This window comes from Deltaproteobacteria bacterium (assembly GCA_016931625.1).
Lineage (GTDB): Bacteria > Myxococcota > XYA12-FULL-58-9 > XYA12-FULL-58-9 > JAFGEK01 > JAFGEK01.
Genome location: JAFGEK010000224.1, coordinates 1 through 25066 on the forward strand (window position 1 = coordinate 1; position 25066 = coordinate 25066).

The following is a 25066-nucleotide window of genomic DNA, read 5'->3' on the forward strand; positions in this document are numbered from 1 at the left end:
ATATTGCAAAACATTTTGGATCCCCGCTTTCGCGGGGATGACGTTATATTTGCTATAATTGGAAATCATAAGGACTTTTGCAAGTGGCTCCATAAATAATATATTTGTAACTATACTCAGCCCCCACCTATTAACAACGCCAGGAAATACTATAAAAGAAACAACCAGATACTTCTATTTCTTGGTAGCCGTATCCAAAAGTCAGGAGTTAAAATTTTAAAAAAACTCAATATGCAGTTCAAAATAAACTTATTAAAAAAAGGTAGTACGATAGTCTCATCCATACTTGCTAGCTCTCTTAATTACAGCAATGGCCCTCATCGCAGTTTAACTAAATTGTAATTTTAGGACCAGTTGAAATATAGGTTGACTTAGAGCAGTTTCACCTTCGATGAACCATGTCATATGTCAGTGTTAGACACCTTGAGTTCACTAATTATAGGTAACGGAGAAATTTGCACCTAAGCCCATTACCATAAATTTCAAATCATTGTTTTTATCTGGTAACCTTTGAAAAATTAGAGATCCAGAAAAACCAAGGCCCCATTCATCAGAAACGAACCATTCTTTTCCAGCAGCCAACAAAAGGCTAAGACCATGTTTAGTTTCGCCTATCGTATTTCCATCATCATCATTTATTGACATGGTGGCAAGCCCGATTATGCCGGTTAAAAACACATTGATCGGCATTAGATAATAAGTCACACCAGCACCAAATCCTATGCTATTCACGTTGCCCTTAAGATCACCTTCAAGAGCTAAAATACCATTGTCGTAAACCTTTAAGGACGGTTGAATAATTATGGGGCCGAAAATATTGCCATGTATAATTAGGTTTTCATACACCGTACCACCTATACCAATATCAATGAGATTGCTTATTCCACTAATTTCAAGTTTATCATTATTCTCTTCAGCAGTCGCTTTAGTATAACCAATTCCAACTAAATTTAAACGTAAAAAAAAGCCATCATGAGTTTCACTTTCAGCATAACTAATTTGGGGACTGCTTAAAACACAGAACATAACAATAAAAAGTTTACTATGTTTCATCTCTAATTTTCTCCAACGGGTTACGGGTCCATAGAGTTAAATGACCCTACGGTAAATTAAGTTGCAACAAATCATACTTTTATGAGGTGTTAGCCGCAGTTACCTAAATCGTAATTTTAGGACCGGTTGAAATAAAAGTAGACTTAGGTTCACCAGTGATACCAATTTCACCTTCGATGAACCATGAGATATTGGTTACTACTGATATGCGAATAATTGCCAACAATCCCATTCTCAGTTCTGCACCAGAATCTGGCAGATCAAGTTTCGCATCAAGTCCAACTAAGGGGGTAACTCGCCCAATTGGGTAATCAAATATAATAGTGCCATCAGCGCCCGCCCAATGATCAATCCAATAATGGCCACCAGCCAGTAGTGCGACACCAGGTCGTTGGCGATTGCTGGTTAGTATGGTCCATTTAATCCCGGCGCCTAAATAAACTGTACGGTCGTCTCGTAACTGTATGCCTTGACGAGCATAAAGGTCGAAACCACCTTTTAATCCTACCATTTCATGAAGACCAAGCTCTAATGGAGTACCCGTAATCAATCCCGCCTGAAATTCAAGCCCCAGCGCTAAAGTACCAGCGCTAAGTGAACCTGTGGTTTGCATTTTTTCAGCATGAGCTACAGAAATAATACCAAATAAGAAAACAGTAAAATAAAAAGCACTAGTCACAGTTTTAACGTTTCGCATAGGACCTCTTGTACCTCTCCCCCAATTTTAATAACACCAAATAAGCCCGGTGTTGCAACGAATGCAAGTATCAAACTAATTTAATTAATATGAAACAAAATTCATTTATGGCAAAAACAATTTCGGATTGGCAAGCTTAGCGGGCAAATATTCATCAATAACAAAATTTAAACCATGCTTAGCCAATACTTGTTGCTCAGCACGCACCCCCATCTTAATTAATGTTTGCAGTGCTTTAGCCCATGATTTGTGCTTTGCAAAAAATGGGTCATTCTTTAAAGCGTCTTTGACGCTTTTGATATCTATTTCATAAATTGAACTATTTATGCAATTCGTCGTGCAATATAAAAAAAATCGACGTATGAAAAGGGTATGGAATGGCTTAACTATCACCACCTTTTATATTTTTGGACCGTTGCTAAACACGGAAGCATTGTTGCTGCTAGCAAAGAGCTACGCCTAGCGCATCCGACTATCAGCGGTCAGATCCATCGCCTCGAAGAAATACTCGACCAAAAGTTATTTGAAAAAAAAGGACGCAACCTTGTTCTTACTAAAGAAGGTCGTTTGGTCCTACGCTATGCAGAAGAAATCTTTACGCTTGGTCGAGAACTCATGGATACAGTCAAAGGCCGACCGACCGGTCGACCGCTGCGTCTAGTCGTCGGTGTATCAGACGCACTTGCAAAGTCTATCGTACGGCTGATACTGCAACCCGTATTCGACCTCGGAGAGAGCATACAGCTCATTTGTCGCAATGACCGTTCGGTAACGGCATTCATTGGCGATTTAGCGCAGAATGATGTGGATGTAGTGCTCGCAGATGCTCCGGCTGGACCAGGTTCACCGGTGCGCGCGTACAGCCATCTACTCTGCGAGTGCGGCACGACCTTTTTTGCGGCGGCATCGCTTATAAAAAGTTTACGAGCTAAATTTCCCCGCTCGCTCGATGGCACACCGTTTTTGGTTCCTTCGACCGATTCAACATTACGCCGCTCGCTTAACGGATGGTTCGAGGCCCAAGACCTACGGCCGAAAATCATCGCACAACTAGACGACGCCGCTTTGGCAAATATATTTGGCGAGTCTGGGCTGGGCGTGTTTACTGCACCCGCGGTGATCGAAAAAGAAGTGCAGCATCGCTATCACGTACAGGTTGTTGGTCGCTCAGATAAGCTGCGACAGCGGATTTATGCTATCTCACTTAAGCGAAAGATTATTCATCCAGCAGTTGTTGCGATTTACGAAACCGCGCGAAATATCTTCATTACTTGAGTTGCGAATAGCGTTTCTTGGCAGTGCCGCGCTTTATAATGGTAGGTGGCGGTATAGGAGGTCGTGGCGTCTTGGTTTTTTCCGACCAAGAGGGGCTTATTGCGGGTATGTGCTCCTGTTTGATCGCATAGGCAATCGAACGAGTGACGCGATCGGTAGCCCGCGTAATGGCGGCGAAAACATCGGTATCAGTCTCTTGGACTTTTATACATCGCTGCAAGCCCACAGTGATCCGGCAGAGCTTCTCTTTACTATCGCGTTGTTCTTCTGACTTTAAAAGATGCACAGTCACGTGTTTGATGTACTCGCTATACCGGCTTAAAGCGAAGCCGAGTTGTAACTCAACGTGGGCCTGCAGAGCCTTTGTCACCTTGACGTTGCGCGCTTGAATATGAATCTTCACCACTTACTCCAATGCTCGTTATCGAGCCATTAAATTTTTTAGGTATGCGGCTATCGACTAGGTGCAAGCAATCTGTATATCAACTCCAATCTGTGGTGACTGTTTGTAGTTCGTTTGGCGATGCTCGCTTACCCTATCAAAGTAACCATCTGCAGGCACTGCGAATATAAGAAAATAAACGAGCTAAGCGTCGCAAATCTCGACGTGTAACACCCCATTTTTTTTGAACATAGCAGCATTAAAATTGAGCAACCCTTCAAAGTAGCGATTACCATTTTCATTACAACCATTGTCATTGGGTCATTGCTACTTTGAAGGTGCTCGATTAATGTTGAAGTGTAGTTTGAGGCTCGATTTTGTCGCTAAACCACTGACGCGCATCTGCAAAAGAGTCCTTGAGTTCACCGTAGGATTGCGAAAATTCGTTTTGCAATTCATCCCATGAGGACTCGGTGGCGTTCTGTGCTTGCTCAAGGCGCTGCTTCGTCGTGATCCATTTTTCGTGTACCGCCGCAAGCTTGATTTTGGCGTCGGCCTTTATCGCACCGCTTGTATTGTCCACCTTGGCAGAGAGTCGATCGAGCTCTGCTTGAATCTCATCGAGTTGCGCTTTGGTAGTGTCGATATACTCGTCTTTCTGTGCATAAGTATAATTCTTTGTCGCTTGAACCGCCTCAATAATTTGGGTTTTGGCTTCGTCGCGTTTGACCGCAGTGGTTTCACTTGTTTGTGACCCCGTCGTCGAATTCGCACCTGTTGAGGTGCAACTCATCGCGAAAGCTATGAGGGAAGGCGCCATTAAAATCAATACTGTGTGTTTCATTGCTTTACCTTTCATGCATCTTTTGGTTTCCTTTAGCTAATAGTCTTCAACTTGGAAGCTCGACGGATTTGTATGACTCGAATAATCACCATAGCGACTGCGGCCACAAGAAAAAGGTGTATAAAACCACTGATTGTAATAGAAGTTGCTAATCCGAGCGCCCAGAGAAGAATAAAAATGATTGCAATTGCCCATATCATGTTTTCACCTCTTTTGTTTTCATGGGTTAAGTTCTTGAATGCGCTCGAGAATTCATCCCAAGCATGCTCAACACCAACCTCTAAATTTTCCCATTTTTCGTGACCTGCGATTTTGAGCTCCTCCAGCCTACCTTGAGCAACTTGATACTTTTCTTTCAAGTTGTTGAGGTTTTGGCACAAGGCGGCCTTTTCATTGGTTCTGGCTTTTTCGGCTTTAACAACAAGCCCATCAAGCTTTTTGCCCCATTTTTTGAGTTGCGTTTCCCACTTGCCTACGTTTGCTTCGTTTGTAGTCATAAGATTACCTTCTCTTACTGGTTGGATGTGTGAGAATCTCGTGCGATGACAATTTCAACGCGACGATTATTGGCACGTCCCTCTGCACTGGTGTTGTCGGCGATAGGATGCCCCTCACCAAGCCCATGAGCCTGGATGCGATCGGATTGGTAACCGCGCTGCACGAAATATTTGCGTACTGCATCTGCCCTACGTTGTGATAGATCAAGGTTGTAATTGAAAAAACCCTGTGGGCAAAAGCACAGCTCGTTACTAGCAACAGACTCCCCGCGATGCATAGATACTTTCTCACTGAATGCAACCTCGATTCTTTCATTGATCAGTTATCGTACAAATAAATAGTTCACTTATTGTCGTTACGACTATTAGAAAGTTTGAGCACAATATAACGAAAATAACGAACTATAAACTATTTTCATTTAGCGGGCCCAAAATCTGCAAAAAGTAGAATCTTACATCCTAATGTCGATTTTTACGACAGATATCGCTTAAATTTCCTAATTTTCGAAATTTTGTAGAGTACCTACATTTAATTTAATTATGCAACAAACTACCCCGTCCTTATTAATTAAAAGGAGATATCATGGGACTTTTTCTAATATTTGCGCTTGCTGCATTGCTATTAGCTGCCATGCCTACTTGGTCTTACAGCCGACGGTGGAGTTACTATCCTAGTGGTGGGATAACCTTGGCTCTATTAGTTGTTGTCGTTTTGGTACTTACCGGTAAAATACACATCTAAGAGATCAAGTAGAAAACGTTAGAAAATGACTTGCTTATAATGATCGCGAGCAGGCACTGTAAATGGTTTAAGCGCGCATGTTTTGGTAGCGGCAAAGTTCGGTATTATACGTAGCTATGGCAATGCACATCATTCTATGGCGCTCAGTGCTTCGAAACCGGCGATGACGTCGAATAATTCCTCGTCGATTCTGCTCTGACGCAAACGATGAAATGTCCCGTTGAGGTTTTCGAGCAACTCTTCAATGTTCTTATCGGCGCGTTGCATAGCCGCCAAACGGCTAGCGTTCTCGCTTGTAAGAGATGCGACACATGCACGAAAGAGCACGCTAAATCCGGCACCATCGAACCCGATGCTCCTTGGATCCCCTGAGATCCTTGACTTTCAACGAAGTGACAAGTACATGTACCTCAATAATGAAATGTTTCTTAAACGATGGCGAACCAACATATTTGTTGGTTGATAGGTTCTTTTAAGTCCTGCGCTGGGTTATGAAGCTCGATACAAGCAGTGCATGTCACGTCGCTTTTTTGGACAGAATACAACGAAACTATCTAATAAAAGAATCGTCAAATATAGCATAATTAAATAGTGCGTTGGTATTTTCGCAAGAAAGGCCAAACACATGGCTAGCTCACGCTCTCAAATTGTCGCTCTAGATAGTTACATGGTAGAAATCAATCGCTACCCTTTGCTCACACGTGAAGAAGAAACAGCCCTTGCTGAGTGCTACCATCAGACGGGAGATATTAAAGCCGCCCACCGGCTTATCGTTGCAAATCTGCGCTTTGTTGTGAAGATCTGCCATGAATACAGCGGTTACGGCATTAGCTTAATTGACCTCGTACAAGAAGGGAGCATTGGACTGTTGCATGCGGTGAGCAAGTTTGACCCGAGCAAAGGGTTTCGCCTTATTTCTTATGCTGTCTGGTGGATCCGCGCTTTTATTAAGGATTTCATCCAGCATTCATGGTCACTCGTTAAGCTAGGCACCACACAGGCACAGCGGAAGTTATTCTTCAAATTACGCTTTGCGCGTGTGAGGGCAGATCATGATACAGGGTCCAATGCGTTGGCGAGCACCAACATGCTGGCTAAAGAGTTTAATATTAATGAGCGCGAAATCGTTAGCATGGAAGAGCGACTGACAAAACGGGATTCATCGCTCAACACTACTATTCAGACCGGATTAAATCTAACGCACCTGGATGTGCTTCCCGCCGTCGGCGATTCACCAGAAGAGCAGGTGTCCAAGAAAGAGGAGCACCAGCTTTTTTACAACACGGCTTATCGGATCATCGGTATGCTTGATGATAGAGAACGCTACATTTTCGAGCGGCGGTTGATGACGACAGAGAAGCCCAAGACGCTGCACGAAATCGGTGTACACTTTAAAATATCACGCGAGCGGGTGCGGCAGATTGAGGGAACTATCCGCGTAAAGCTACATAAAGCCATCAGTAACGAGAGCACATCTAACCATCTATCTTTTGTTACCAGCGAGCATCCCCATTATGAAAGAGATTGATTGATGCAAATCCTTTATCTAATCAACCCTTCGAATCCATTGGTTTCAATTATTAATGTTAAAGCAAGTCGGTGGAATCGCTACCGCGTGTGGAAGCCACTAGGTCTTATGGTTATCGCTGCTCTAACACCAAAAGATTGGAAAGTGACCATTATCGATGAAAATCTAGGAGTACCTGAGTATTCAAAATTACCAAGGCCTGATCTGGTAGGCATAACCGCTTTTACTTCCCAAGCTGAACGAGCCTATGCGTTAGCCACACGTTTTCGTAATGACGGTGTCCCCGTAGTCATCGGTGGTATTCATGCAACAATGTGTTCTAATGAGGCGACGCTTTATGCTGATGCCGTAGTAAAAGGTGAGGCAGAGAATGTTTGGCAACAAGTACTCAATGACGTACGTTCTAAACAATTACAACCAATATACGAAGGTGGTTTTGCCGAAATGGCTAACATGCCACAAGCTCGACACGATTTGCTGGCAAACAAGTATGCTTTTGGATCCGTTCAGACAACGCGTGGATGTCCTTTGCATTGTAGTTTTTGCAGCGTAACTGCCTTCAATGGAGCGCGCTTTCGCCAACGTCCGATCAACGATGTAATACAGGAACTAAAGTCGCTTTCAGAAAACCTAGTATTGATCGTCGATGACAACCTTATAGGCACCAGCCACGAGCACCAAGAGCGTGCCAAGGATCTCTTTCGCGCCATGATCGCAGTAAAGCTCAAAAAGAGTTGGGTAGCTCAAACAACAATCAATGTCGCCAATGACGAAGAGCTTTTGAGCCTTGCAGCTACAGCAGGTTGCAAAGGACTGTTCATCGGTTTCGAATCTGTGCAACCAGATACGTCAAAAGAAATTAATGCTAAAAATAATTTGTGTCGTTGTCGCGATCTTAATTATGCCGTTCGTCGCATACAAAACCACGGTATCCTAGTGGCGGGCTCGTTCATTATAGGTTTCGAAAGCGATAGGCCTGGTATCGGAAAACTCATTGCCGATACAGCTGACCGCTACGGTGTTGATTTTGTCAACGTACTTTTTCTAACACCATTACCTGGAACTAAGCTGTGGGATGAGATGACCTCAACAAACCAGGTGACTTTCAATCAGTTTCCTAGGGACTGGAGCTACTTCACCCTTACCTATCCAGTTGCCCGTTTTGTTGGGCTAACATCTCGGCAGGCGGTGGATGAAATGGTTGCCTGCTCAAAGCGGTTCTACTCAACACCAAGGATGCTACGCAGATTGTGGCGTAACTTATGGCGCAAACAGAACTTGGCAATTGGATTCGCTGGCGGCTTATCCTACAAGCGCAACATTCGTTTAGAGCGAAACAAACTCGAAGCATTTCTCTTACAACATGGGGGTAATATGGAGGCTTTCAAAGACCGTAATATTAATGATCTCAACAACCAAAAACTATACGAGTGCGAAAGTTAAAACTCGCAAACATCGTGCAAAAAAAGGAATGCCGATGGACAGCAACCACATAGACACAAAAGCTTCAGCTCTTATTGAAAATAATATCGACCGATTGCGTAGATCGGGCACCTCTGATGCCATGAACTTGGATTTGGTATCAGCATTTGCAGGTGACCGCGTCATGACTAACAGCGAAATGACTAAAATTAAAAAGCAAATCGAGACACGAGGTGGCGTCTTTTTTTCGGACTTGTTCTATGTAATTTCCCACCAATATTTTGCTCCTGAAGTTGCAGAGACCTTGTGGGGCCAAATTCTTAAGCATAAACATTTGATGTCAGAAAAGATTGGCCGAAATGTGCGTATCACTGTTGCTACCTTGGATTACCTTTCAAATGTTAAGGTAGAGATAACTTCTCCAACCGTGATTTCAGAGGCCTATGCGCTCGAGATTGCCACCCTCACTATGCGTGATAGGATGACAGGTCTTTACAACCATTCGAGCTGTTATGAACTATTAGACCTAGAATTTAAAAATCACCAACGCTATGGGGCTGGTCTATCGTTGATTATGCTAGATGTCGACGACTTCAAATTGGTTAACGATACGCATGGTCACCAAGAAGGAGATCGCATTCTTATCGAGTTGGCCAGAACCATGACAGAACAAGTGCGAGATTCGGATATCTGCTGTCGTTTTGGCGGTGAAGAGTTTGTTACGATTCTTCCATGTACTAGCAATCCCGACGAAGTACTTGAGATTGCCGAGCGAGTCAGAGAGAAGGCTACGACCATAATGTGCAACCAACAACGGATTACTATCAGCCTCGGGGTTGCTGTATGTGATCAAAAGATTAAATCACCGAGAGATCTTATTGAGAGTGCAGATCGCGCTTTATACTGGGCAAAAAAGCACGGTAAGAATCGGGTCAGCCTGACCCCTAGTTATAAGTATGGGACCACAGACTATAAACTCGTTAACTGCCGAAACGCTTGAGGTAGCTAAAGTACCAGCGCTAAGCGAACCTATGGTTTGCATTTTTTCAGCATGAGCTACAGAAATAAAACCCACTAAGAAAGCAATAAAACAAAATGCACTAGTCACAAGTTGTAACGTTTCGCATAGGACCTCATGTACCTATCCCCCAATTTCGATAGCACCAATTAAACCCGGTGTTGCAGTGAATGCAAGTATCAAGTTAATTTAATTAATATGAAGCAAAATTCATCTATGGCAAAAACAATTTCGGATTGGCAAGCTTAGCGGGTAAGTATTCATCAATAACAAAATTTAAACCGTGCTTAGCCAATGCTTGTTGCTCAGCACGCACCCCCATCTTGATTAATGTTTGCAGTGCATTAGCCCATGATTTGTGCTCTGCAAAAAATGGGTCATTCTTTAAAGCGTCTTTGGCGCGTTTGATATCAATTTCAGAAAGTTTATGAGTCGCATCTTGCAACTTCCAATCTATTATATCTTGCGGACATAAACCTAAATAAGTCGCTTTGGGCACTGAAAAGAAACGATTTATATGCGCTGCATTGCCTGAACCTACCTTAAGGGTGCGATAAATATTTGAAATCCCATAAGGATCACAATCAGTAAAAGCATAAGTCGGCAGTTTTAAATCATCAGATAATCGTCGAATAAAACGTCGGCATGCACGTGATGGCACACCATTCATCGACACTAAAATGCAGTTGGCTTTACGCCAATAATTGTGCGACTGCAGACGTTGAAACATACCATGAGTTTCAATGGCCAGTACGAAATCGGCTTTGGTTTTAAGCTCTAAATTCTCGACAAACGATGGTACTGAATATGCGCCCGAGCCAAATTTGGTGCAATCAATTTCAATGCGACGTCCAGTTTCAAGGTCACGGTCAATAACTAATAATTCACCCGCAACAGCACCACCATGCTCTTGTGGTACAAAACGTAACTCTTCACGAGATACGTCAAAGATAGAAAACATAGCCTCGATGTCATCCATGACTCCATCAGACTCTGGCTGCTCATCAAATTTAGCCTCACGCCAGTTTTTCGATTGATAGTATGCATCTCTTTTAGTGGCAAAATCATTTTCTCCGATAAGCTCTTGCGACAACGACATCATTTTTAAAGTTTGCGCAAACGTCTTAACAGTATTTACAGTGAGCGTACGAACTTTTTTAGCTTTGCCTATTTCGAAATATCCACGTTTACGGTCATATTTCACGTTGGACAATGAACGTACTGGCAAAGACATATCAGGTTTTTTGCCTTTGCTGATTGCCTCATAAACTTCTGAGGCGACATCTTTAATCGCCTTCAGCGTTATTTTGTCTTTCTTTATTTGTTCGGGCGAACGAAAGCGAGTGTTGTTTTGTTTTTGCTTAGCCATATCTTTAACCAATCTTACGAGAACGCTCGAGAATTTGGGTTAGTTTGTCAACTGCAACATCACGACGAGATTCTGATAAACCAAGAATATCTTGTAGTGCTTGTCCGATGTGCGGAATATATTTTTCGATATACTTTGCCTTCTTTTCTTGATCGATTATGCGACGACGACGACGAATATGGCGCGATAAACGACGACCACATTCTTGCAAAGCAAACTTTAGCTCGCCGATTATTTCGTCGTAATGCGCCACTGCTTCTTTAGCCTCCGATGTAAATGGCACCCAAACGCTGGCGATATGTACCATGATCAGTAGCGGCCCTGATGGCAAAGCACCACGCGATTGATCTACATCGTAACTCTTCCAGTTAGTACGAACCACTGATTGCGTCATAGCGCAAGCACCTTGCTGATAAAGCAAAGGGACGCGATTAGCAAAACGATATACTGAAGCTAATTCATCGCCCGGTAAATCGCCACCAAAAGCCACTGCCGCTTCAACTTGAAAGGGATTACCACGGTATACTTTTGGTCCCCGAGTAACTGCAGTAATAAAATAAGGTTTATCAAAAATTTTCACAATACCGGCGCGAGCTTTTGTAGCATTAGCGTCTGCTTCTGCATTTTGCTGGTTCGCTTCGCTATTTTTAGTCTTTATTTTAGCTGTTGCAGCGTTTTTATCTTTAAGAGATTTTGCTTTATTCGCCTCTTGGCTATCTAGCTCATCATCTTCTTCACCTTCAGCTGCTAATTGTGATACCTGCTCAGCTAGGGCTGTGGTTACTTTGCTCTCAGCTTCAGCAATATCACTCATGCCAGGTAAAGCATTTTCTTCAGTTGCAAGCGAGCTGCGACGTTTGCTTGTGGCATCTGCTGCTGATAACTGCTGCTGCACCAGTAATGCCTTTAAACCTTCAAGCAATGCCACCTCACCAATCGGCGCTAAACAATTAGTTGGCGGTGCCATAATTTTCGTAGCCGCAATAGAAGTATAAACTGCTTCCATTTGTGCTTGGGTTAAAGATTTAAGCGAAATTTCAGGACGTAAATTGGCGCCACGACAAATCTCAGCCGCCACTGTACTAGATACGCGTGAAAATTCTTGTTGTAAAAAACTCGCTAAAGTGCGTGCCGCACTACCCTGTTTCATACGCAGCAGCAATCCTAATTCTACCCCATGCGGATGTGGTTTTATTTCTTTAGTTTCTGGAGGTAACTCAGGAGTTACGCATGGGTATACGATTGGTGGCTTACCAGGAGGCAAGTATTCTACTCGCGCGTGTGGATTAGCAAAGGCAACTTGTTGCACCCACTCATCAAGTGATCTACGACCACCTTTATAAGTAGCTTCCATTTCAATAGCTACTGAAGTGCCATGATTTTTTTCAAGCCAATGTGGTGAAGTATCTTCGCTTTCATGAAACACTATTGGTTTATTTTGTCGTGCATCAATAGATAAATCACATGCATAAGCCGTACGACCTTTACCTGTTTTAGTAATGACATGAACAGGTTTACCGGTAGTTAACTGCCCATACATACCTGCTGCTGAAATACCAATACCCTGTTGACCTCTTGATTGGCGCAAACGATGAAACTTAGACCCATAAAGAAGTTTGCCAAATACTTTTGAAACCTGCGCTTTAATAATTCCAGGTCCATTATCTTCAACACATATGCGAAAACGACTTGGGCTAACTTCTTCGATCCGTACATGAATTTCAGGCAAAATGCCTGCTTCTTCACAAGCATCAAGAGAATTATCAACCGCCTCTTTTACCGAAGTTAACAAGGCACGTGAAGTGTTATCAAAACCGAGTAGATGCCGGTTTTTAGTAAAAAACTCACTAATAGAAATTTCGCGTTGCATTTCGCCTAAACGTTCGGCATTAACACGTATACGTGATGCTTTAGGTGTTACTTTTTCTGTCGCTTTTTCTGCCGTTTTATTTATTACTTTGTCTGATGTTTTATCTGACGTTTTTACAGTTTTCGCATTTGCTTCTTTATCAGTAAGCTCAGATTTAACTACTTTTGGCTTAGCAACAATCTTGGGCTTTAAAACTGCTTTAATTTTAGCCTTTGGTTTAGGCTTATCTTTTACATGGCTTGATTTTTCTGCAAACGAATCACCAAAACTAAGTTGTTTGGGTTTTTGTTTCTGTTTAGGTTTTGATTGAAGCTTTGTTTTAACTTTAGCTTTGCTTTTAGATGATTGTTGCAAAGCGCGCCCTTTGCTTGTTTTTGCCACTTCACACCTCGAATTAATATTACCAACTACTAGTCGGCACTACCTTGTCAGTCTTACAAAAGTCAACCGAACCAAATTACGCGAGTTAGTCAGTGAATAAAAAGTTTTGTGCTTTTATAGCTCCCGTACAAACACGGTACGAACAACCATAATAATTTACCATGACTTTTTAAACTGTTACGCAGTTTTTATCTCATTGCTTGCAGTAATGATGACTGTTCTAATGCAACCGCAGCGGTATCTGCAATCGCCGAAAGCAATTGTTTTGATTTATCATCAAGTGAAACACGTAAAACAAACCACAACGCCCCAATGTTTCCCTCGATACCTTTTAGCGGTACCCAAAGAGTATCAACTAATGTTGATTTTGAAGCATTATCACTGTGACGCGTTATATCCTCATAACTTGGCAGCGGACCTCCGCCTGGTGGTACTCCTACAACGTGCCATGGTTCAAAAGAAACGCTACTGACCCCACGCACAAAAATTGCAGCTGCGCTAGCACCAATAGCATCAGCGAGTTCTCTAATTAGCCAGCAACTTAAATCGCGAGCGTCACGTGGTTTTAAAAGCCCAAAAGCGACATTGCCTAAACGTGAGCGTCGATGCAGTGGATCTTGTAGCTGATGATCGAGATAAGTACGTAGTTTTGCAACACCGGCAAAAAAATCGTCGATGAGTGATACTTCATTTCCCTCAACTGTCTTGACGCTGTCATCCACCACTCATATATACCCTTAAACCCACCATGCGTGCGAGCTAAAAACTCACAAGTACGTGTGGAATTGCTACAATTAGAGTCGTTAATGGGCCAAAATTCTCGCGCACAACAACGCAAAGGACGTCAATCTAAGCTTATATTTATCACTGGTGGCGTAGTATCGTCATTGGGTAAAGGTCTCGCCGCTGCTTCGATAGGCGCTTTACTTGAAAATCGTGGTTTAAAAATCGCGATGCTCAAGTTAGATCCCTATATCAATGTTGATCCAGGCACCATGAGTCCTTTTCAACATGGTGAGGTGTTTGTAACTGATGATGGTGCTGAAACCGATTTAGATTTAGGCCACTATGAGCGTTTTACTACTACCCAAACTTCTCAACGCAATAATTTCACTACTGGCCGTATCTACCAGAAAGTTATCGAAAAAGAGCGACGCGGCGATTATCTTGGTGCAACCGTTCAGGTTATTCCGCATATCACTGATGAAATAAAAGGTTCGGTTTTAGCTGCTGCTGAAGATAATGATGTATGTATTGTTGAAATTGGTGGTACTGTTGGTGATATCGAGTCTTTACCTTTTCTCGAAGCTATTCGCCAAATTCCCTATGATGTCGGCCGTCAAAATGTTGCATTTATTCATTTAACTCTGGTTCCGTTTATTAAAACTGCAGGCGAAGTAAAAACAAAACCTACTCAGCATAGTGTCAAAGAGCTGCGTGAAATTGGTATCACCCCTGATATTCTTCTCTGCCGCTGCTCTCAACCTTTAGAGAAATCGGTAAAACATAAAATCGCTCTTTTTGGTTCGGTAGCAGTTGACTCTGTATTTTCATGTGTCGATGTAAATACTATTTATCGCCTTCCCCTTGAACTAAGTCGCGAAGGTCTTGATGAAAAGCTAGCTGAAGTTTTAAACATCTGGTCGCGTGCTCCGCAATTAGAGAGATGGCAACGCATTGTAGAGAAAATTGAAAAACCCAAACCTGAGGTACATATTGCAATTGTTGGTAAATATGTACACTTGGTTGACTCTTATAAAAGTCTGCATGAAGCTTTAATTCATGGTGGCTTAGCAAATAATGTTTCAGTTCGGCTTGAATATGTTGATTCAGAAACGATTCAACAAGACTCCGTATTATTAGAACATGCGTTATTAGCCGATGGTATCCTCGTACCTGGTGGTTTCGGTGAACGTGGTACTGAAGGCAAAATTACCGTGATACAAAAAGCACGCGAGCTTAAAGTGCCGTTCTTTGGCATCTGTTTTGGTATGCACCTTGCCGTAATTGAATATGCTCGTCATATGGCTGCTATTACCGATGCGACCTCGCAAGAATTTCAACCTGAAAATGAAAATGCGGTAATCGCAATTATGGAGACACAAAAAACCGTAGCTGCTAAAGGTGGCAGTATGCGCTTAGGTGCATACCCTTGCACATTAGCTGAAAAATCGCTGGCTCGCCGAACCTATGGTGTATCAGAAATCAACGAAAGACATCGTCATCGTTTTGAAGTTAACAACTCCTATCGTGAAACTCTTGCAAAGCAGGGCTTAGTCTTTTCTGGCACATCACCTAATGGCGATTTAGTTGAAATAATAGAATTGCCAGAACATCCTTGGTTTTTAGGTTGCCAGTTTCACCCCGAATTTAAAAGCAAACCATTTGCCGCGCATCCGTTATTCACTGGATTTATTGGTGCTGCATTTGAACGTAGCAAAAACAAAAAGTAAAGGTTTAAAAAGTCAACCATGCACCCGCATGTTGCAAACCTCTTTAATAAAAAACAGCTTGCTATAATAGCAGGCCCATGCGTCGCTGAATCAACTGAGTTGTGCCTATCTTTAGCCGATGATCTTAAAAAACTTACCACCCAAAAGGGTGTAAGTTACATTTTTAAAGCTTCTTTTGATAAAGCCAATCGCACTTCGCTTAGCTCATTTCGCGGCCCTGGTATTGATGAAGGATTGTACATACTTCAACGCGTAAAAACTGAAATCGGTGTACCTGTACTTACCGATATTCACACTCCCGAACAGGCCGCAATTGTTGCTGCAATAGTAGATATTTTGCAAATACCTGCTTTTCTTTGTAGGCAAACTGATTTAATCACTGCAGCGGCTACTACTGGTTTACCGGTTAACATTAAAAAAGGTCAATTTTTAGCCCCCGAAGATATGCGCTATGTGGCTAATAAACATTACGAAAGTGGTGGCGGCCCCCTAGCCATCACTGAACGTGGCGTAAGTTTTGGTTATCATGAATTAATCGTAGATATGCGCTCTTTAGTAACCATGCGGGCAAAAACTAATGCTGCAATTATTTTTGATGCTACCCATTCGGTGCAACGACCTAGTGCTGGCAATGGTGTAAGTGCAGGCGACCGTCATTTGGCTAGTGTGCTGGCTCGTGCTGCTGCTGCCGTTGGTGTTGATGGTATATTTGCCGAAGTTCATCCAAAGCCTGATCAAGCACTATCTGATGGTCCCAATTCTTTATCCCTTTCATTATTTAATCAATTATTAGAAGAAGTAGTTGCTATTGACGCAGTCTGTCGTAAACTTGAAATTGTTTAGCGATCTTGACAGTAGACGTCAAAAGGACCAAGTCGAATAAATCATGAATCGTGCATCTTTATCACTTGGATTGCTATTGTTCACCATTTCCTGTGGCCCCAAGGTACCAACACCAATTCTTAAAAGATCTGACGGCACTACAGTGCAGAATGTGCCTAAACCTAATCAAGATGATGAAAATCTTGCGGCTGCCCTTGCTAATGATGCAAAAATTCAAACCCAAAAAGGCCATACTGAAGCTGCTGCCGCTAAAGAACAACAAATTATCGAAAGCTATCCAGCAACTTTAGCTGCCGCTCAATTATATTTACAGCGAGCTGTGGCTTTTGAAAAAAGTGGTGAGCTAAATGCTGCGATTAGCAATTATGAAAAGCTGCTATTCTTTAGACCATCATTTGCCGACGCCAATGCTATACGTGAAAGTTATGCAAATTTATTAATTAGCGCTGGTCGTTACAACGACGCTGCTAATATGTTGCTAGCTCTTTATGATCAGGGTAATAATAATGATAAACTACGTATTGCATTACCTTTAACAGATGCTCTTGTGGGTGCACATCGAAGTGGTGATGCCTTAATTGTTTTAGCGCAAGTTCAAAGTCTTAAAGAGGCTCAAACAAAAGCTTTAGAAATAATTAATACATCATTACCCTTAAAAGACGCTGTTTTTGTTTGGGATAGACTAAACGGCAGTTTACACTGGAGTGCAATTGAACCAGCACTCGCTTATAAACTTGCAAAAATATACTATCACGTGCGCGACTTTAAACGTTCTGAGTCGATGCTTAAACTTGTAGCAACACGCTACCCATCATCACAATTTGCAGCGCCAGCACGTGAATTTGCGGCGAGATTGCAATCACGCTTTGTCGTACATCCACAAACTATTGGCATTATTTTGCCTTTATCGGGCAAATTCGAACAATATGGTCAACGCTCTTTAGCTGCCATTAAAGTTGGTTTAGGCAAAGACTCTTCTGTGCAACTAGTAATTAAAGACACTAAAGGTGAAGCTCAAATAGCAGCACAGGCCGTTGAAGATTTAGTATTGGCTGATCATGTCATTGCCATTATTGGGCCGTTATTTGCTAACGAAGCTTTAGCAGCAGCGCAGAAAGCTGAAGAATTATCAGTACCACTTATTACTTTGTCATTTCGTGATGGCCTGCCACAAATAGGCCCTTACATTTTTTGCACTGCCCTCACCATTGAAACCCAGGCAAAAGAGCTTGCTAGAGTTGCCTTTGAAGAGATGGGCTTTTCGCGTTTTGCAATTCTATTTCCGCGCAATAGTTACGGACGTGAATTCATACGGTTATTTTGGGACGAAGTTGATAAACGTAAAGGCGAAATTCGCGCAGTTGAAACATATGATAATGATCAAACTACTTTCACTGAACCTGCTAAACGCCTTGTTGGTCGTTGGAATGTCAGCGCTCGTGCAGATTTTCGTGAAGCACTTGCAGCTTTGCGCGCTAAAAAACTTCCGGCGCATCGTATGCACTCAGCTATTGAAAATTTACAAAAACGGCTCACTCCCATAATTGATTTTGACGCAATTATCATTCCTGATTCTGGGCGTAAAATCAGCTTAATCGCCCCAGCATTGGCGGTTGAAGATGTAGTAACGACTCGTGATCCTAAAGAATTAGAAAAAATTAAAAAGGCAACCGGCAATCCTAAAGTTAGTCCTGTTACTCTTTTAGGTGGTAGCACCTGGAATCATCAACAGACTGTTGCTGGCTGTGAGCGTTATTGCGAAGGTGCAGTTTTTGTTGATGGTTTTTTTGCAGATAGCACCAAACCCAAAGTACGTAATTTTGTCGCTGAATTTCAAGAGGCCAGTGGCGCTGCACCGCAACTTTCTGATGCTCAAGCGTTCGATACCTTTAATTTACTACATAAAATTATAATTGAAGCCAAACCAACGGATCGCATTGAACTTCGTGATGCTTTAACTCGTATGGTTAATTATGAAGGTATCACGGGTTCACTACGTTTTAATGCTGATGGTGAGGTTAATAAAAAGCTATTTGTCTTAACCATCTCTGATGGTCTTATTCGTCAATGGGAAAAGGCACCACTGCCTCCGCAGGGTTAAGGAACTAGTATGGCAATGCCTGAAGGTGAGATAGTTTTTAATAATTCACCAACTCCTTCAATGCCTAATGTAACTAATCAGCCTAAAAGACCATGGGCGCTACATATAACTTTATTCGTACTTACTTTTTTATCAGCAATGTGGTTTCAATCTATTGATTGGGCAATCGCCACTTCTTTTAAAGATGCCATTACTAGCCCTTTCTATCATCCTGAAAAACTAACAGAAGGACTTACTTTCGCAGTAGCTCTTTTAGCTATTTTACTTGCTCATGAAATGGGACACTTTTTCGTTGCTCGTTATTACCGGGTTAATCAAAGCTTGCCTTATTTTATTCCAGCTCCAACTTTATTTGGCACTTTAGGTGCAGTAATTCTTATGCGTTCACAACCATCAAATCGTAAAGTATTGCTGCGCGTTGCATTAGCCGGACCTTTTGCTGGTTTGATAATAGCTCTGATTGCTGCAGCTTGGGGTTTAGCACATTCAAATCCAACTACTGCCTTACCTCATCCCAACGAACCAATTGCTGGTAGTTCTTTATTGTGGAGTTGGTTAGTACAAATTTTTATTCCTAAGCATGCGACCTTTATCAATTTACATCCAGTTGCTTTTGCTGCTTGGGCTGGTCTACTGGTTACTGCACTAAATTTAATTCCTGCCGCACAACTTGATGGTGGTCATATTGCTTATGCGCTTTTTGGCAAACGCCAGCTTGCAATATCTCGTTTAGTAGTAGTTTGTTTATTGGTGTTAGGTATTTTTTATAATCATAATGGTGCTGGTTCAGTCTGGTTAATATGGGCAGTATTGCTATCACTCTTAGGATTGCGCCACCCTCCTGTACGTGATGAATATTTATCAATATCACCTCGTGATCGTTTCGCTGGTTATTTAGCCTTAGTGTTATTTATCGTTACTTTTGTTCCTATACCGCTTATGTATTCACCACAATTACCAGCAAACTCACCAGCAATTAATGCGCCAATAAATCCTGAGCAACTCTTTCCTTCAAAAAAAGCAAAACCTGACGAATTATCTAGCGCTCCAGCAGAGCAATTTAGATTATAACGATCGCTTATGAAACCTTATTGTCTCAATAGCTTGCAGTAAAATGACTTGGCACTATAAACTTGCCTTATTGTAATCTAGCTGTTGATGCCAATTATAGTTGCTTAATAGTGTGGTATTACTAAAGAGATATTTCATGTTAGATGCAGCCTCAACTATCCGCAATCGTTTAATCAACCGTAGTCTTGAATTATTACGTATCCCCAGTATCACTGGCGATGAGGCCGCTATTGCTAAGCATCTTTATAAATGGGCAAAAGCGCAAAAACAACTTAGTGCTGATGATATTACTAAACACGGTAATGCTTTAGTAATTGGCCACCCTGATACTCGCCGTCCATGTATTGCTTTGGTTGGTCACCTTGATACAGTACCACCTACACCAGCTGACGCTTCACCTAAAATAAATGGCAACCTCATTATTGGACGAGGCGCCTCGGATATGAAAGGCGCAATCGCGATAATGCAAGTTATTGTCGAAACTAATAACTTGGCAATGTTACCTTTTGCTTTAGTGCTGGTTCTCTATGATCGAGAAGAGGGGCACTGCCGTAATAATGGCTTGCAGCCATTGTTAGAAAATTATGAACCTCTATCAGCGATAGATCTTGCTATCTGTATGGAACCTACTGATAACTATCTGCAACTTGGTTGCATGGGGGCAATTAGTGCTCGTATTACTTTTTCGGGTCGTTCAGCTCATTCAGCTCGACCTTGGCAAGGTGAAAATGCGATATATAAATCTGTACCTATATTACAAAAATTGCTTGAACAAAAACCACACGAAGTAAAAATAGCGGGGCTTTCATTTTATGAGGTAATGAGTATAACTATGGCAAAAGGCGGCAGCTCTCATAATACAATACCTGCAAATTTTGAACTTAATCTCAATTATCGTTTTGCCCCAACCACCCCCATACAAATAGCTAATAAAAATGCGATACAAAAAATTAAAAACCTTATCGCCAATTCAGCAACTATTGAAATATTAGATGTTGCTCCACCAGGCCCTATACCTAATGACAATCTAATCCTTAATCAAATTCAACAAACGATAAATTTAAAAATAGGACCCAAGCAAGCATGGACTGATGTTGCAAGATTATCAGCTTTTGGTATTGATGCAGTAAATTTGGGGCCAGGCGCGCAAGCACAAGCACATCAAGCTGGAGAATCTGTTTCTATTGATGCTTTAGTAAAATCCTATGAAATACTCATGAAAATTTTGCACAATCCCCTGATAAATTAGGGTGTGTCCCTAATAAGCAAAAAATAAAGTTATAGCTGTTTGGCCTATGCCATAGTTGTATCTATGGCTGTGCTTCTGAAGAAGCGTAAACAACGTTTACTCCTTCGGGGCGATTAAAAATAAATTTTGCCTCATCAACTTTGCAGCCAATGGCAATATTAGAAAAAGTATACTCGCTTTGATTGCCTAAGGGGTCATATACAATCGACCGATTTACATAACCACGCTTAGTATCAATTTCTAAAATTATATGTGCCACTGCGGCAATTGGCGTTTTAGGTGTTAGGCGCCAAAGCTCAATATTTGCATTAGCTGGTTTTGGGCAATCTTTTGTACATTTGGTCACGGTAAAAGTATTAATGATATCACCCTGTCCCCAAAGAAAACGAATTGCACCCCATAGCGGACTGTTCTCGAATTTATCAAATTCGGTCACTTGTGCGTTTTCTGGTTCATAAAAGAATGCTTTTTTACCGTCATAAACAAAATCTTTATGAATAGGTTTTTCATAAGTCCAACGTACGCGACCATCGCGTTTAGCCCATAAGCGGCCACTTTCGACCTTTTTACGGCGACGTAGCTTTTCTTCATATGTTTGCACAAAACTCGCGCAAAGATCGCCTTTTGAATAAGTGGCTTTTACGCGTGAAAAAGCTGCTTGCGGTGAACTTGCAGTAATCAAAGTACTTAGTAGTAAGCTAATCATAATGCCCTTTTCATAACAAAGTGGCGCATAAGTAGCGAGGGTCTACACGTTTGTCCCAAATCTGTCTGAAAGATACAAATAAAATCACCGATCATAAAAAATATAAACTTATCCACACCAACGCATTGCCAAAGCATACGGTATGATGCTAAGAGCGGGCCATCCGGACCGATAGGAGTGACTAAAGGTCGTGCGAAACCTAAGGGGCCCATAGCTCAGCGGCAGAGCCGTCGGCTCATAACCGATTGGTCCCAGGTTCAATCCCTGGTGGGCCCACCATTTGGGCAGTCGGGCAGCCCATGGGGAGTTTGCGCGGTTTCAAGTCATTCACGAACCGCCGCGAGCTTCCGGTAATGCGCGGCATGGAGGTTTGGTCACGTGCGGCAGCAGCTGCTTGACCTATATGCAGTTCAGCAAATTGATGTCGGTATACGCGACATTCAAAAGCGACTCGATGATATTCCCACTCATCTCAAAGAGCTAGAAAGCAAGCTTAGCGTATCTAGCACCGAGCTTGAAAAACTTCTGCAGCAACGCGAAGAAATGCTTAAAGAAGTTAAACTTCTTGAGGCGAATGTACACGCTGAAAATCTAAAACTTCGCAAGTGGGAAGCTCGCCTTAACGAAATTCGCAATCAACGCGAGTACTTAGCGCTGTCACGTGAAATCGATGGCAGTAAACGCGCCAATCGTGAAGCCGAAGAGCGGATCAATGAAATAAAGGCTCAGCGCAAACAAACCGATCAGCAAATCGAAACCTTGCAAGACACCGTTGCTGAAACTGAAGTAGATGCTGAAAGTGAGCGCCAACGAGTTGAAGAAGAGCAAAAAAACACATCAGAAGAAGTAAAACGTGAAATTATTCGCCGCGATGCACTGCTTGGCAAAATACCTGGGCCTTTATTGCGAAAATATGACAACATCCGCAGCAAGCGTATGGGTATTGGTTTAGTCCCAGTAGTTGATGGCTATTGTCAAGGCTGCAATATGAAACTACCACCGCAGCATTATAATATTTTACAGCGTGTTAAGACCATCGAACAGTGCCCAAGTTGCCAACGACTTATCTTCTGGAGTCGTATTCTTGACGACGAAAACGCTGATAATTCTGATGGGTCATCAAAGTGAGTCAGCGCCAGGCTGAGAGTAATGCTCGGTCTATTATAAATTTTATTGCTGATCACGAACCTTTAGCAGCAACCTTAAAAGAGTTTTCAAATTATAAAGAAGCATCAATACGTTCATTATTGCGTGAAATTGCTGAAAAATGCGAATCTATTGAATTAACTACTTGTTTAAAAAATTATTCAGACATTAAAGTATTAACACCCAAACAAAACTCACTTGCTTTTAATCATCGCAAAAATTCGGCTGAGCAAACCATGCGCGTTTTATTACATACAGATGGCGCGTCTAGAGGTAATCCGGGGCCAGCGGCGGCTGGTTGGGTTATTAGTACACCCGATGGCCATATAATTAAGCAAAACGGTATTTTTCTTGGTAATCGCACCAATAATGAAGCTGAGTATGAAGCAGTTATTCATGGCCTTAGTGAAGCAATGAAGCTCGGCGCCAATGAAGTTGCACTACGTGCCGATAGTGAATTGCTAATTAAGCAGATTACTGGTGTTTATAAAGTGCGTAATCAACGCATGCTTAGCTTGTATAAAAAGGTTCGCGAATTAATTGACAATTTGCTTGATATTGATGCCCGTCACGTGCCCCGCGAGCAAAATTCTGCTGCTGATAGCATGGCCAACAAAGCATTAGACAAAGCACTTAGCCGCTAATGTGACATTTGATTCATCTGCTAGAAACTTACTTTACTATATCTGATAACCCGTGCTACACTGATATATGATTACACGGGTTATCTGGATTAAGGGATGAGTTATGGCAAATTTAACAATTTCAATTGACGATGAAATTCTCAAACAAGCACGCATTTGGGCAATTGAAAATAATACCTCGGTCAATTCACTATTGCGCGATTATCTAAAAGTATTTGTTGGTCAACATCTTTGCAAAAAACCTCTGCAAGAATTTTTATCATTAACAACAGATGTTGCTTCTGGCAGCGGCTCTTACGGCAGAACCTGGAAGCGAGAAGATCTTTATGACCGGTAGAGTTTTTATAGATACAAATATTTTTGTTTATGCTGTTGATAAAGATGAACCGCAAAAGAAAGCAATAGCACGCTCTCTTATTAGCGATTTAAGCAATAAAAATCAGGTGATGATAAGCTTACAAGTACTTAGTGAATTTTATTGGGTAACGACTCGCAAGTTAAAATCTCCACTATCTTTAATTGAAGCAGAACATGCTACAATCTCATTAGCAAACTTACCTATAGTAAATACAAATTCAAACACTGTCATTGATGCAATAACACTAAGCAGAGAAAAACCATTATCTTATTGGGATTCACTTATTATTCAATCTGCCATTTTGGGTGGATGTACCACAATTATCACTGAAGATCTGCAACATGACCATTCTATTGCAAATATTTCTATTTTAAATCCATTTTGATTTTTTAAAAATTATGCTAGAGCTGTTTTTACCGACAGTGGGCGGGGCGGTCGCTGGTGTCATCTTATTTTAATGTAAATGGCACGAGAGGAAAGTCCGAGCTCCAATAGGGCAAGGTGCTGGCTAACCGCCAGGCGGGGTGACCCGACGGAAAGTGCCACAGAGAATTAGTCTGCCGCTCGTAACATTCTATTTATTAGAATGCAAAGCGGTGATGGTGAAAAGGTGCGGTAAGAGCGCACCGCAAACATGGTGACATGTTTGGCAAGGTAAACCCCACCTGGAGCAATGCCAAATAGGGATCCAAGCTCGTTGTTCGCATCGTGCTACCGATGGCCCATCGGGGATCCGGGTAGGCAGCTTGAGCGTCAGTGGTAACACGACGCCTAGAGGAATGACCGCTGACATGCATATTTATATTTATAATAATGCGTGTACAGAACTCGGCTTATACGCCCACTGGAGGTGTGGTTGGCGGAGATTGTAGATGGATAAGAACCATTGCTCCAGGAATCCCATATGATGAGGTACTAGCGTGTAGCCTTACCGATTCTCGTCTTTTAAAAAAATCTCACTAGCTTCGCTTCTGCAAATTTTAATAAAATCATTTAAAAACTTGTGATATCCGTTTTGATTATTAAAAATAATAATTGGACCTTTTGGCGGCCTTTGTTGACACCTTAGAAAACCTTTATCAAAAGAGATATTATGATCTTTTTCATTTTCAATGAAATGAGCCACAGCATTACGTATAACACATAAAAAATTATAAGCTTTAGATTCTGGATCTTAAGCATTTTTAAAATTACTTAATGTCAAATCGTATTCTTCTAAATTAATTTTAAATTTACTTTTTTTGAAATTCTCTTCACCTAAACTTTTAATAAACACTAAGGGTAATAAAAGCATACTCAGAGTAGTATTAAGATTTAAAAACGGTTCCTTTTTATCCCATTTGAAATTTCTATTTTTATAAATTTTACTCATACATTTTTCTGCGTTATTATCATGGGTTCGTAATAATTCCTCCAT

The 25066-nt window shown here is 41.8% G+C and carries 25 protein-coding genes, 1 tRNA gene, 1 other RNA gene and 1 pseudogene; 16 read left to right on the forward strand and 12 right to left on the reverse strand.

Translation table 11 applies throughout. The annotated features are described in order from the left end of the window. Positions 1-432: 432 nt before the first annotated feature. Both JW841_18590 and JW841_18595 read right to left on the reverse strand, forming a co-directional pair. Positions 433-1053, reverse strand: coding sequence for a hypothetical protein (locus JW841_18590; protein MBN1962946.1), 621 nt, complete (start codon positions 1051-1053; stop codon positions 433-435). A gap of 103 nt (positions 1054-1156) precedes the next feature. Continuing rightward, positions 1157-1750, reverse strand: a complete 594-nt coding sequence (locus JW841_18595) for a hypothetical protein (GenBank protein MBN1962947.1) — start codon at positions 1748-1750, stop codon at positions 1157-1159. Positions 1751-2122: 372 nt separating this feature from the next. On the opposite strand from JW841_18595, the gene JW841_18600 reads away from it, so the two are divergent. Next, the gene (locus JW841_18600) at positions 2123-3025 is read left to right on the forward strand and encodes a LysR family transcriptional regulator (GenBank protein ID MBN1962948.1); all 903 of its coding nucleotides are present in this window, start codon (positions 2123-2125) and stop codon (positions 3023-3025) included. On the opposite strand, the gene raiA is transcribed toward JW841_18600, so the two are convergent. From raiA to JW841_18620, 4 genes are all read right to left on the reverse strand, one after another. Further along, entirely contained in the window at positions 3018-3428 is a 411-nt protein-coding gene (gene raiA / locus JW841_18605) for a ribosome-associated translation inhibitor RaiA (protein ID MBN1962949.1), read from the reverse strand. The two genes, JW841_18600 and raiA, sit on opposite strands and share 8 nt — an antisense overlap. Before the next feature lie 325 nt (positions 3429-3753). Next, positions 3754-4266, reverse strand: coding sequence for a hypothetical protein (locus tag JW841_18610; protein ID MBN1962950.1), 513 nt, complete (start codon positions 4264-4266; stop codon positions 3754-3756). A 17-nt stretch (positions 4267-4283) separates the two neighbouring features. Then, positions 4284-4451 carry a lmo0937 family membrane protein gene (locus JW841_18615; GenBank protein ID MBN1962951.1) on the reverse strand — a complete coding sequence of 56 codons (168 nt, stop codon included), beginning with the start codon at positions 4449-4451 and terminating at the stop codon, positions 4284-4286. A gap of 311 nt (positions 4452-4762) precedes the next feature. Continuing rightward, positions 4763-5026, reverse strand: a complete 264-nt coding sequence (locus tag JW841_18620) for an OmpA family protein (GenBank protein ID MBN1962952.1) — start codon at positions 5024-5026, stop codon at positions 4763-4765. 305 nt (positions 5027-5331) lie between these two features. Between JW841_18620 and JW841_18625 the strand changes: the two genes are divergently transcribed. Then, positions 5332-5490, forward strand: coding sequence for a DUF3309 domain-containing protein (locus tag JW841_18625; protein ID MBN1962953.1), 159 nt, complete (start codon positions 5332-5334; stop codon positions 5488-5490). A gap of 129 nt (positions 5491-5619) precedes the next feature. Here JW841_18625 and JW841_18630 read toward each other — a convergent pair. Continuing rightward, positions 5620-5814, reverse strand: a pseudogene (locus tag JW841_18630) (F0F1 ATP synthase subunit gamma). A gap of 343 nt (positions 5815-6157) precedes the next feature. Here JW841_18630 and JW841_18635 point away from each other — a divergent pair. Genes JW841_18635 through JW841_18645 form a run of 3 tightly spaced genes read left to right on the forward strand, consistent with a single transcriptional unit; the run spans position 6158 to position 9440 of the window. Continuing rightward, a complete protein-coding gene (locus JW841_18635; protein MBN1962954.1) occupies positions 6158-7018 on the forward strand; it encodes an RNA polymerase factor sigma-32 in 861 nt (286 codons plus the stop codon). Positions 7019-7021: 3 nt separating this feature from the next. Beyond that, positions 7022-8461 (forward strand): B12-binding domain-containing radical SAM protein, encoded by a 1440-nt coding sequence (locus JW841_18640; protein ID MBN1962955.1) that lies wholly within the window; start codon positions 7022-7024, stop codon positions 8459-8461. Next, positions 8421-9440: a GGDEF domain-containing protein gene (locus tag JW841_18645; protein MBN1962956.1), complete on the forward strand. Its 1020-nt coding sequence runs from the start codon at positions 8421-8423 to the stop codon at positions 9438-9440. The genes JW841_18640 and JW841_18645 overlap by 41 nt, the downstream gene beginning before the upstream one ends. A gap of 232 nt (positions 9441-9672) precedes the next feature. On the opposite strand, the gene JW841_18650 is transcribed toward JW841_18645, so the two are convergent. The 3 genes from JW841_18650 to JW841_18660 all read right to left on the reverse strand — a co-directional run bounded on the left by JW841_18650 (position 9673) and on the right by JW841_18660 (position 13800). Then, positions 9673-10827 (reverse strand): DNA topoisomerase IV subunit A, encoded by a 1155-nt coding sequence (locus JW841_18650; GenBank protein MBN1962957.1) that lies wholly within the window; start codon positions 10825-10827, stop codon positions 9673-9675. Between the two features lie 4 nt (positions 10828-10831). Continuing rightward, a complete protein-coding gene (locus tag JW841_18655; protein ID MBN1962958.1) occupies positions 10832-13078 on the reverse strand; it encodes a DNA topoisomerase VI subunit B in 2247 nt (748 codons plus the stop codon). Positions 13079-13266: 188 nt separating this feature from the next. Next, entirely contained in the window at positions 13267-13800 is a 534-nt protein-coding gene (locus JW841_18660; protein MBN1962959.1) for a hypothetical protein, read from the reverse strand. A gap of 84 nt (positions 13801-13884) precedes the next feature. Between JW841_18660 and JW841_18665 the strand changes: the two genes are divergently transcribed. From JW841_18665 to dapE, 5 genes are all read left to right on the forward strand, one after another. Further along, positions 13885-15531, forward strand: a complete 1647-nt coding sequence (locus tag JW841_18665) for a CTP synthase (protein MBN1962960.1) — start codon at positions 13885-13887, stop codon at positions 15529-15531. A gap of 18 nt (positions 15532-15549) precedes the next feature. Then, positions 15550-16374: a 3-deoxy-8-phosphooctulonate synthase gene (gene kdsA / locus JW841_18670; protein MBN1962961.1), complete on the forward strand. Its 825-nt coding sequence runs from the start codon at positions 15550-15552 to the stop codon at positions 16372-16374. A gap of 43 nt (positions 16375-16417) precedes the next feature. After that, a complete protein-coding gene (locus JW841_18675) occupies positions 16418-18475 on the forward strand; it encodes an ABC transporter substrate-binding protein (protein ID MBN1962962.1) in 2058 nt (685 codons plus the stop codon). 9 nt (positions 18476-18484) lie between these two features. Further along, positions 18485-19546 (forward strand): site-2 protease family protein, encoded by a 1062-nt coding sequence (locus JW841_18680; protein MBN1962963.1) that lies wholly within the window; start codon positions 18485-18487, stop codon positions 19544-19546. Between the two features lie 136 nt (positions 19547-19682). After that, on the forward strand, positions 19683-20795 hold the full coding sequence (gene dapE / locus JW841_18685; protein MBN1962964.1) for a succinyl-diaminopimelate desuccinylase: 1113 nt from the start codon (positions 19683-19685) through the stop codon (positions 20793-20795). 61 nt (positions 20796-20856) lie between these two features. Here dapE and JW841_18690 read toward each other — a convergent pair whose 3' ends face one another. Then, on the reverse strand, positions 20857-21501 hold the full coding sequence (locus JW841_18690; protein ID MBN1962965.1) for an outer membrane lipoprotein carrier protein LolA: 645 nt from the start codon (positions 21499-21501) through the stop codon (positions 20857-20859). A gap of 204 nt (positions 21502-21705) precedes the next feature. On the opposite strand from JW841_18690, the gene JW841_18695 reads away from it, so the two are divergent. The 6 genes from JW841_18695 (at position 21706) to rnpB (ending at position 24501) form a co-directional block, all read left to right on the forward strand. Then, positions 21706-21780, forward strand: a tRNA-Ile gene (locus JW841_18695). A 99-nt stretch (positions 21781-21879) separates the two neighbouring features. Further along, positions 21880-22629: a hypothetical protein gene (locus tag JW841_18700; protein MBN1962966.1), complete on the forward strand. Its 750-nt coding sequence runs from the start codon at positions 21880-21882 to the stop codon at positions 22627-22629. Next, positions 22626-23291, forward strand: coding sequence for a ribonuclease HI family protein (locus tag JW841_18705; protein MBN1962967.1), 666 nt, complete (start codon positions 22626-22628; stop codon positions 23289-23291). Before JW841_18700 ends, JW841_18705 begins: the two co-directional genes overlap by 4 nt. 103 nt (positions 23292-23394) lie before the next feature. After that, the gene (locus JW841_18710; protein MBN1962968.1) at positions 23395-23628 is read left to right on the forward strand and encodes a hypothetical protein; all 234 of its coding nucleotides are present in this window, start codon (positions 23395-23397) and stop codon (positions 23626-23628) included. Then, positions 23618-24034 (forward strand): PIN domain-containing protein, encoded by a 417-nt coding sequence (locus JW841_18715; protein MBN1962969.1) that lies wholly within the window; start codon positions 23618-23620, stop codon positions 24032-24034. The genes JW841_18710 and JW841_18715 overlap by 11 nt, the downstream gene beginning before the upstream one ends. A 34-nt stretch (positions 24035-24068) precedes the next feature. Further along, positions 24069-24501, forward strand: an RNA gene (gene rnpB / locus JW841_18720) — RNase P RNA component class A. A gap of 322 nt (positions 24502-24823) precedes the next feature. Here rnpB and JW841_18725 read toward each other — a convergent pair. Beyond that, a partial coding sequence (locus JW841_18725) for a hypothetical protein (GenBank protein ID MBN1962970.1) occupies positions 24824-25066 on the reverse strand: 243 nt, incomplete at its 5' end.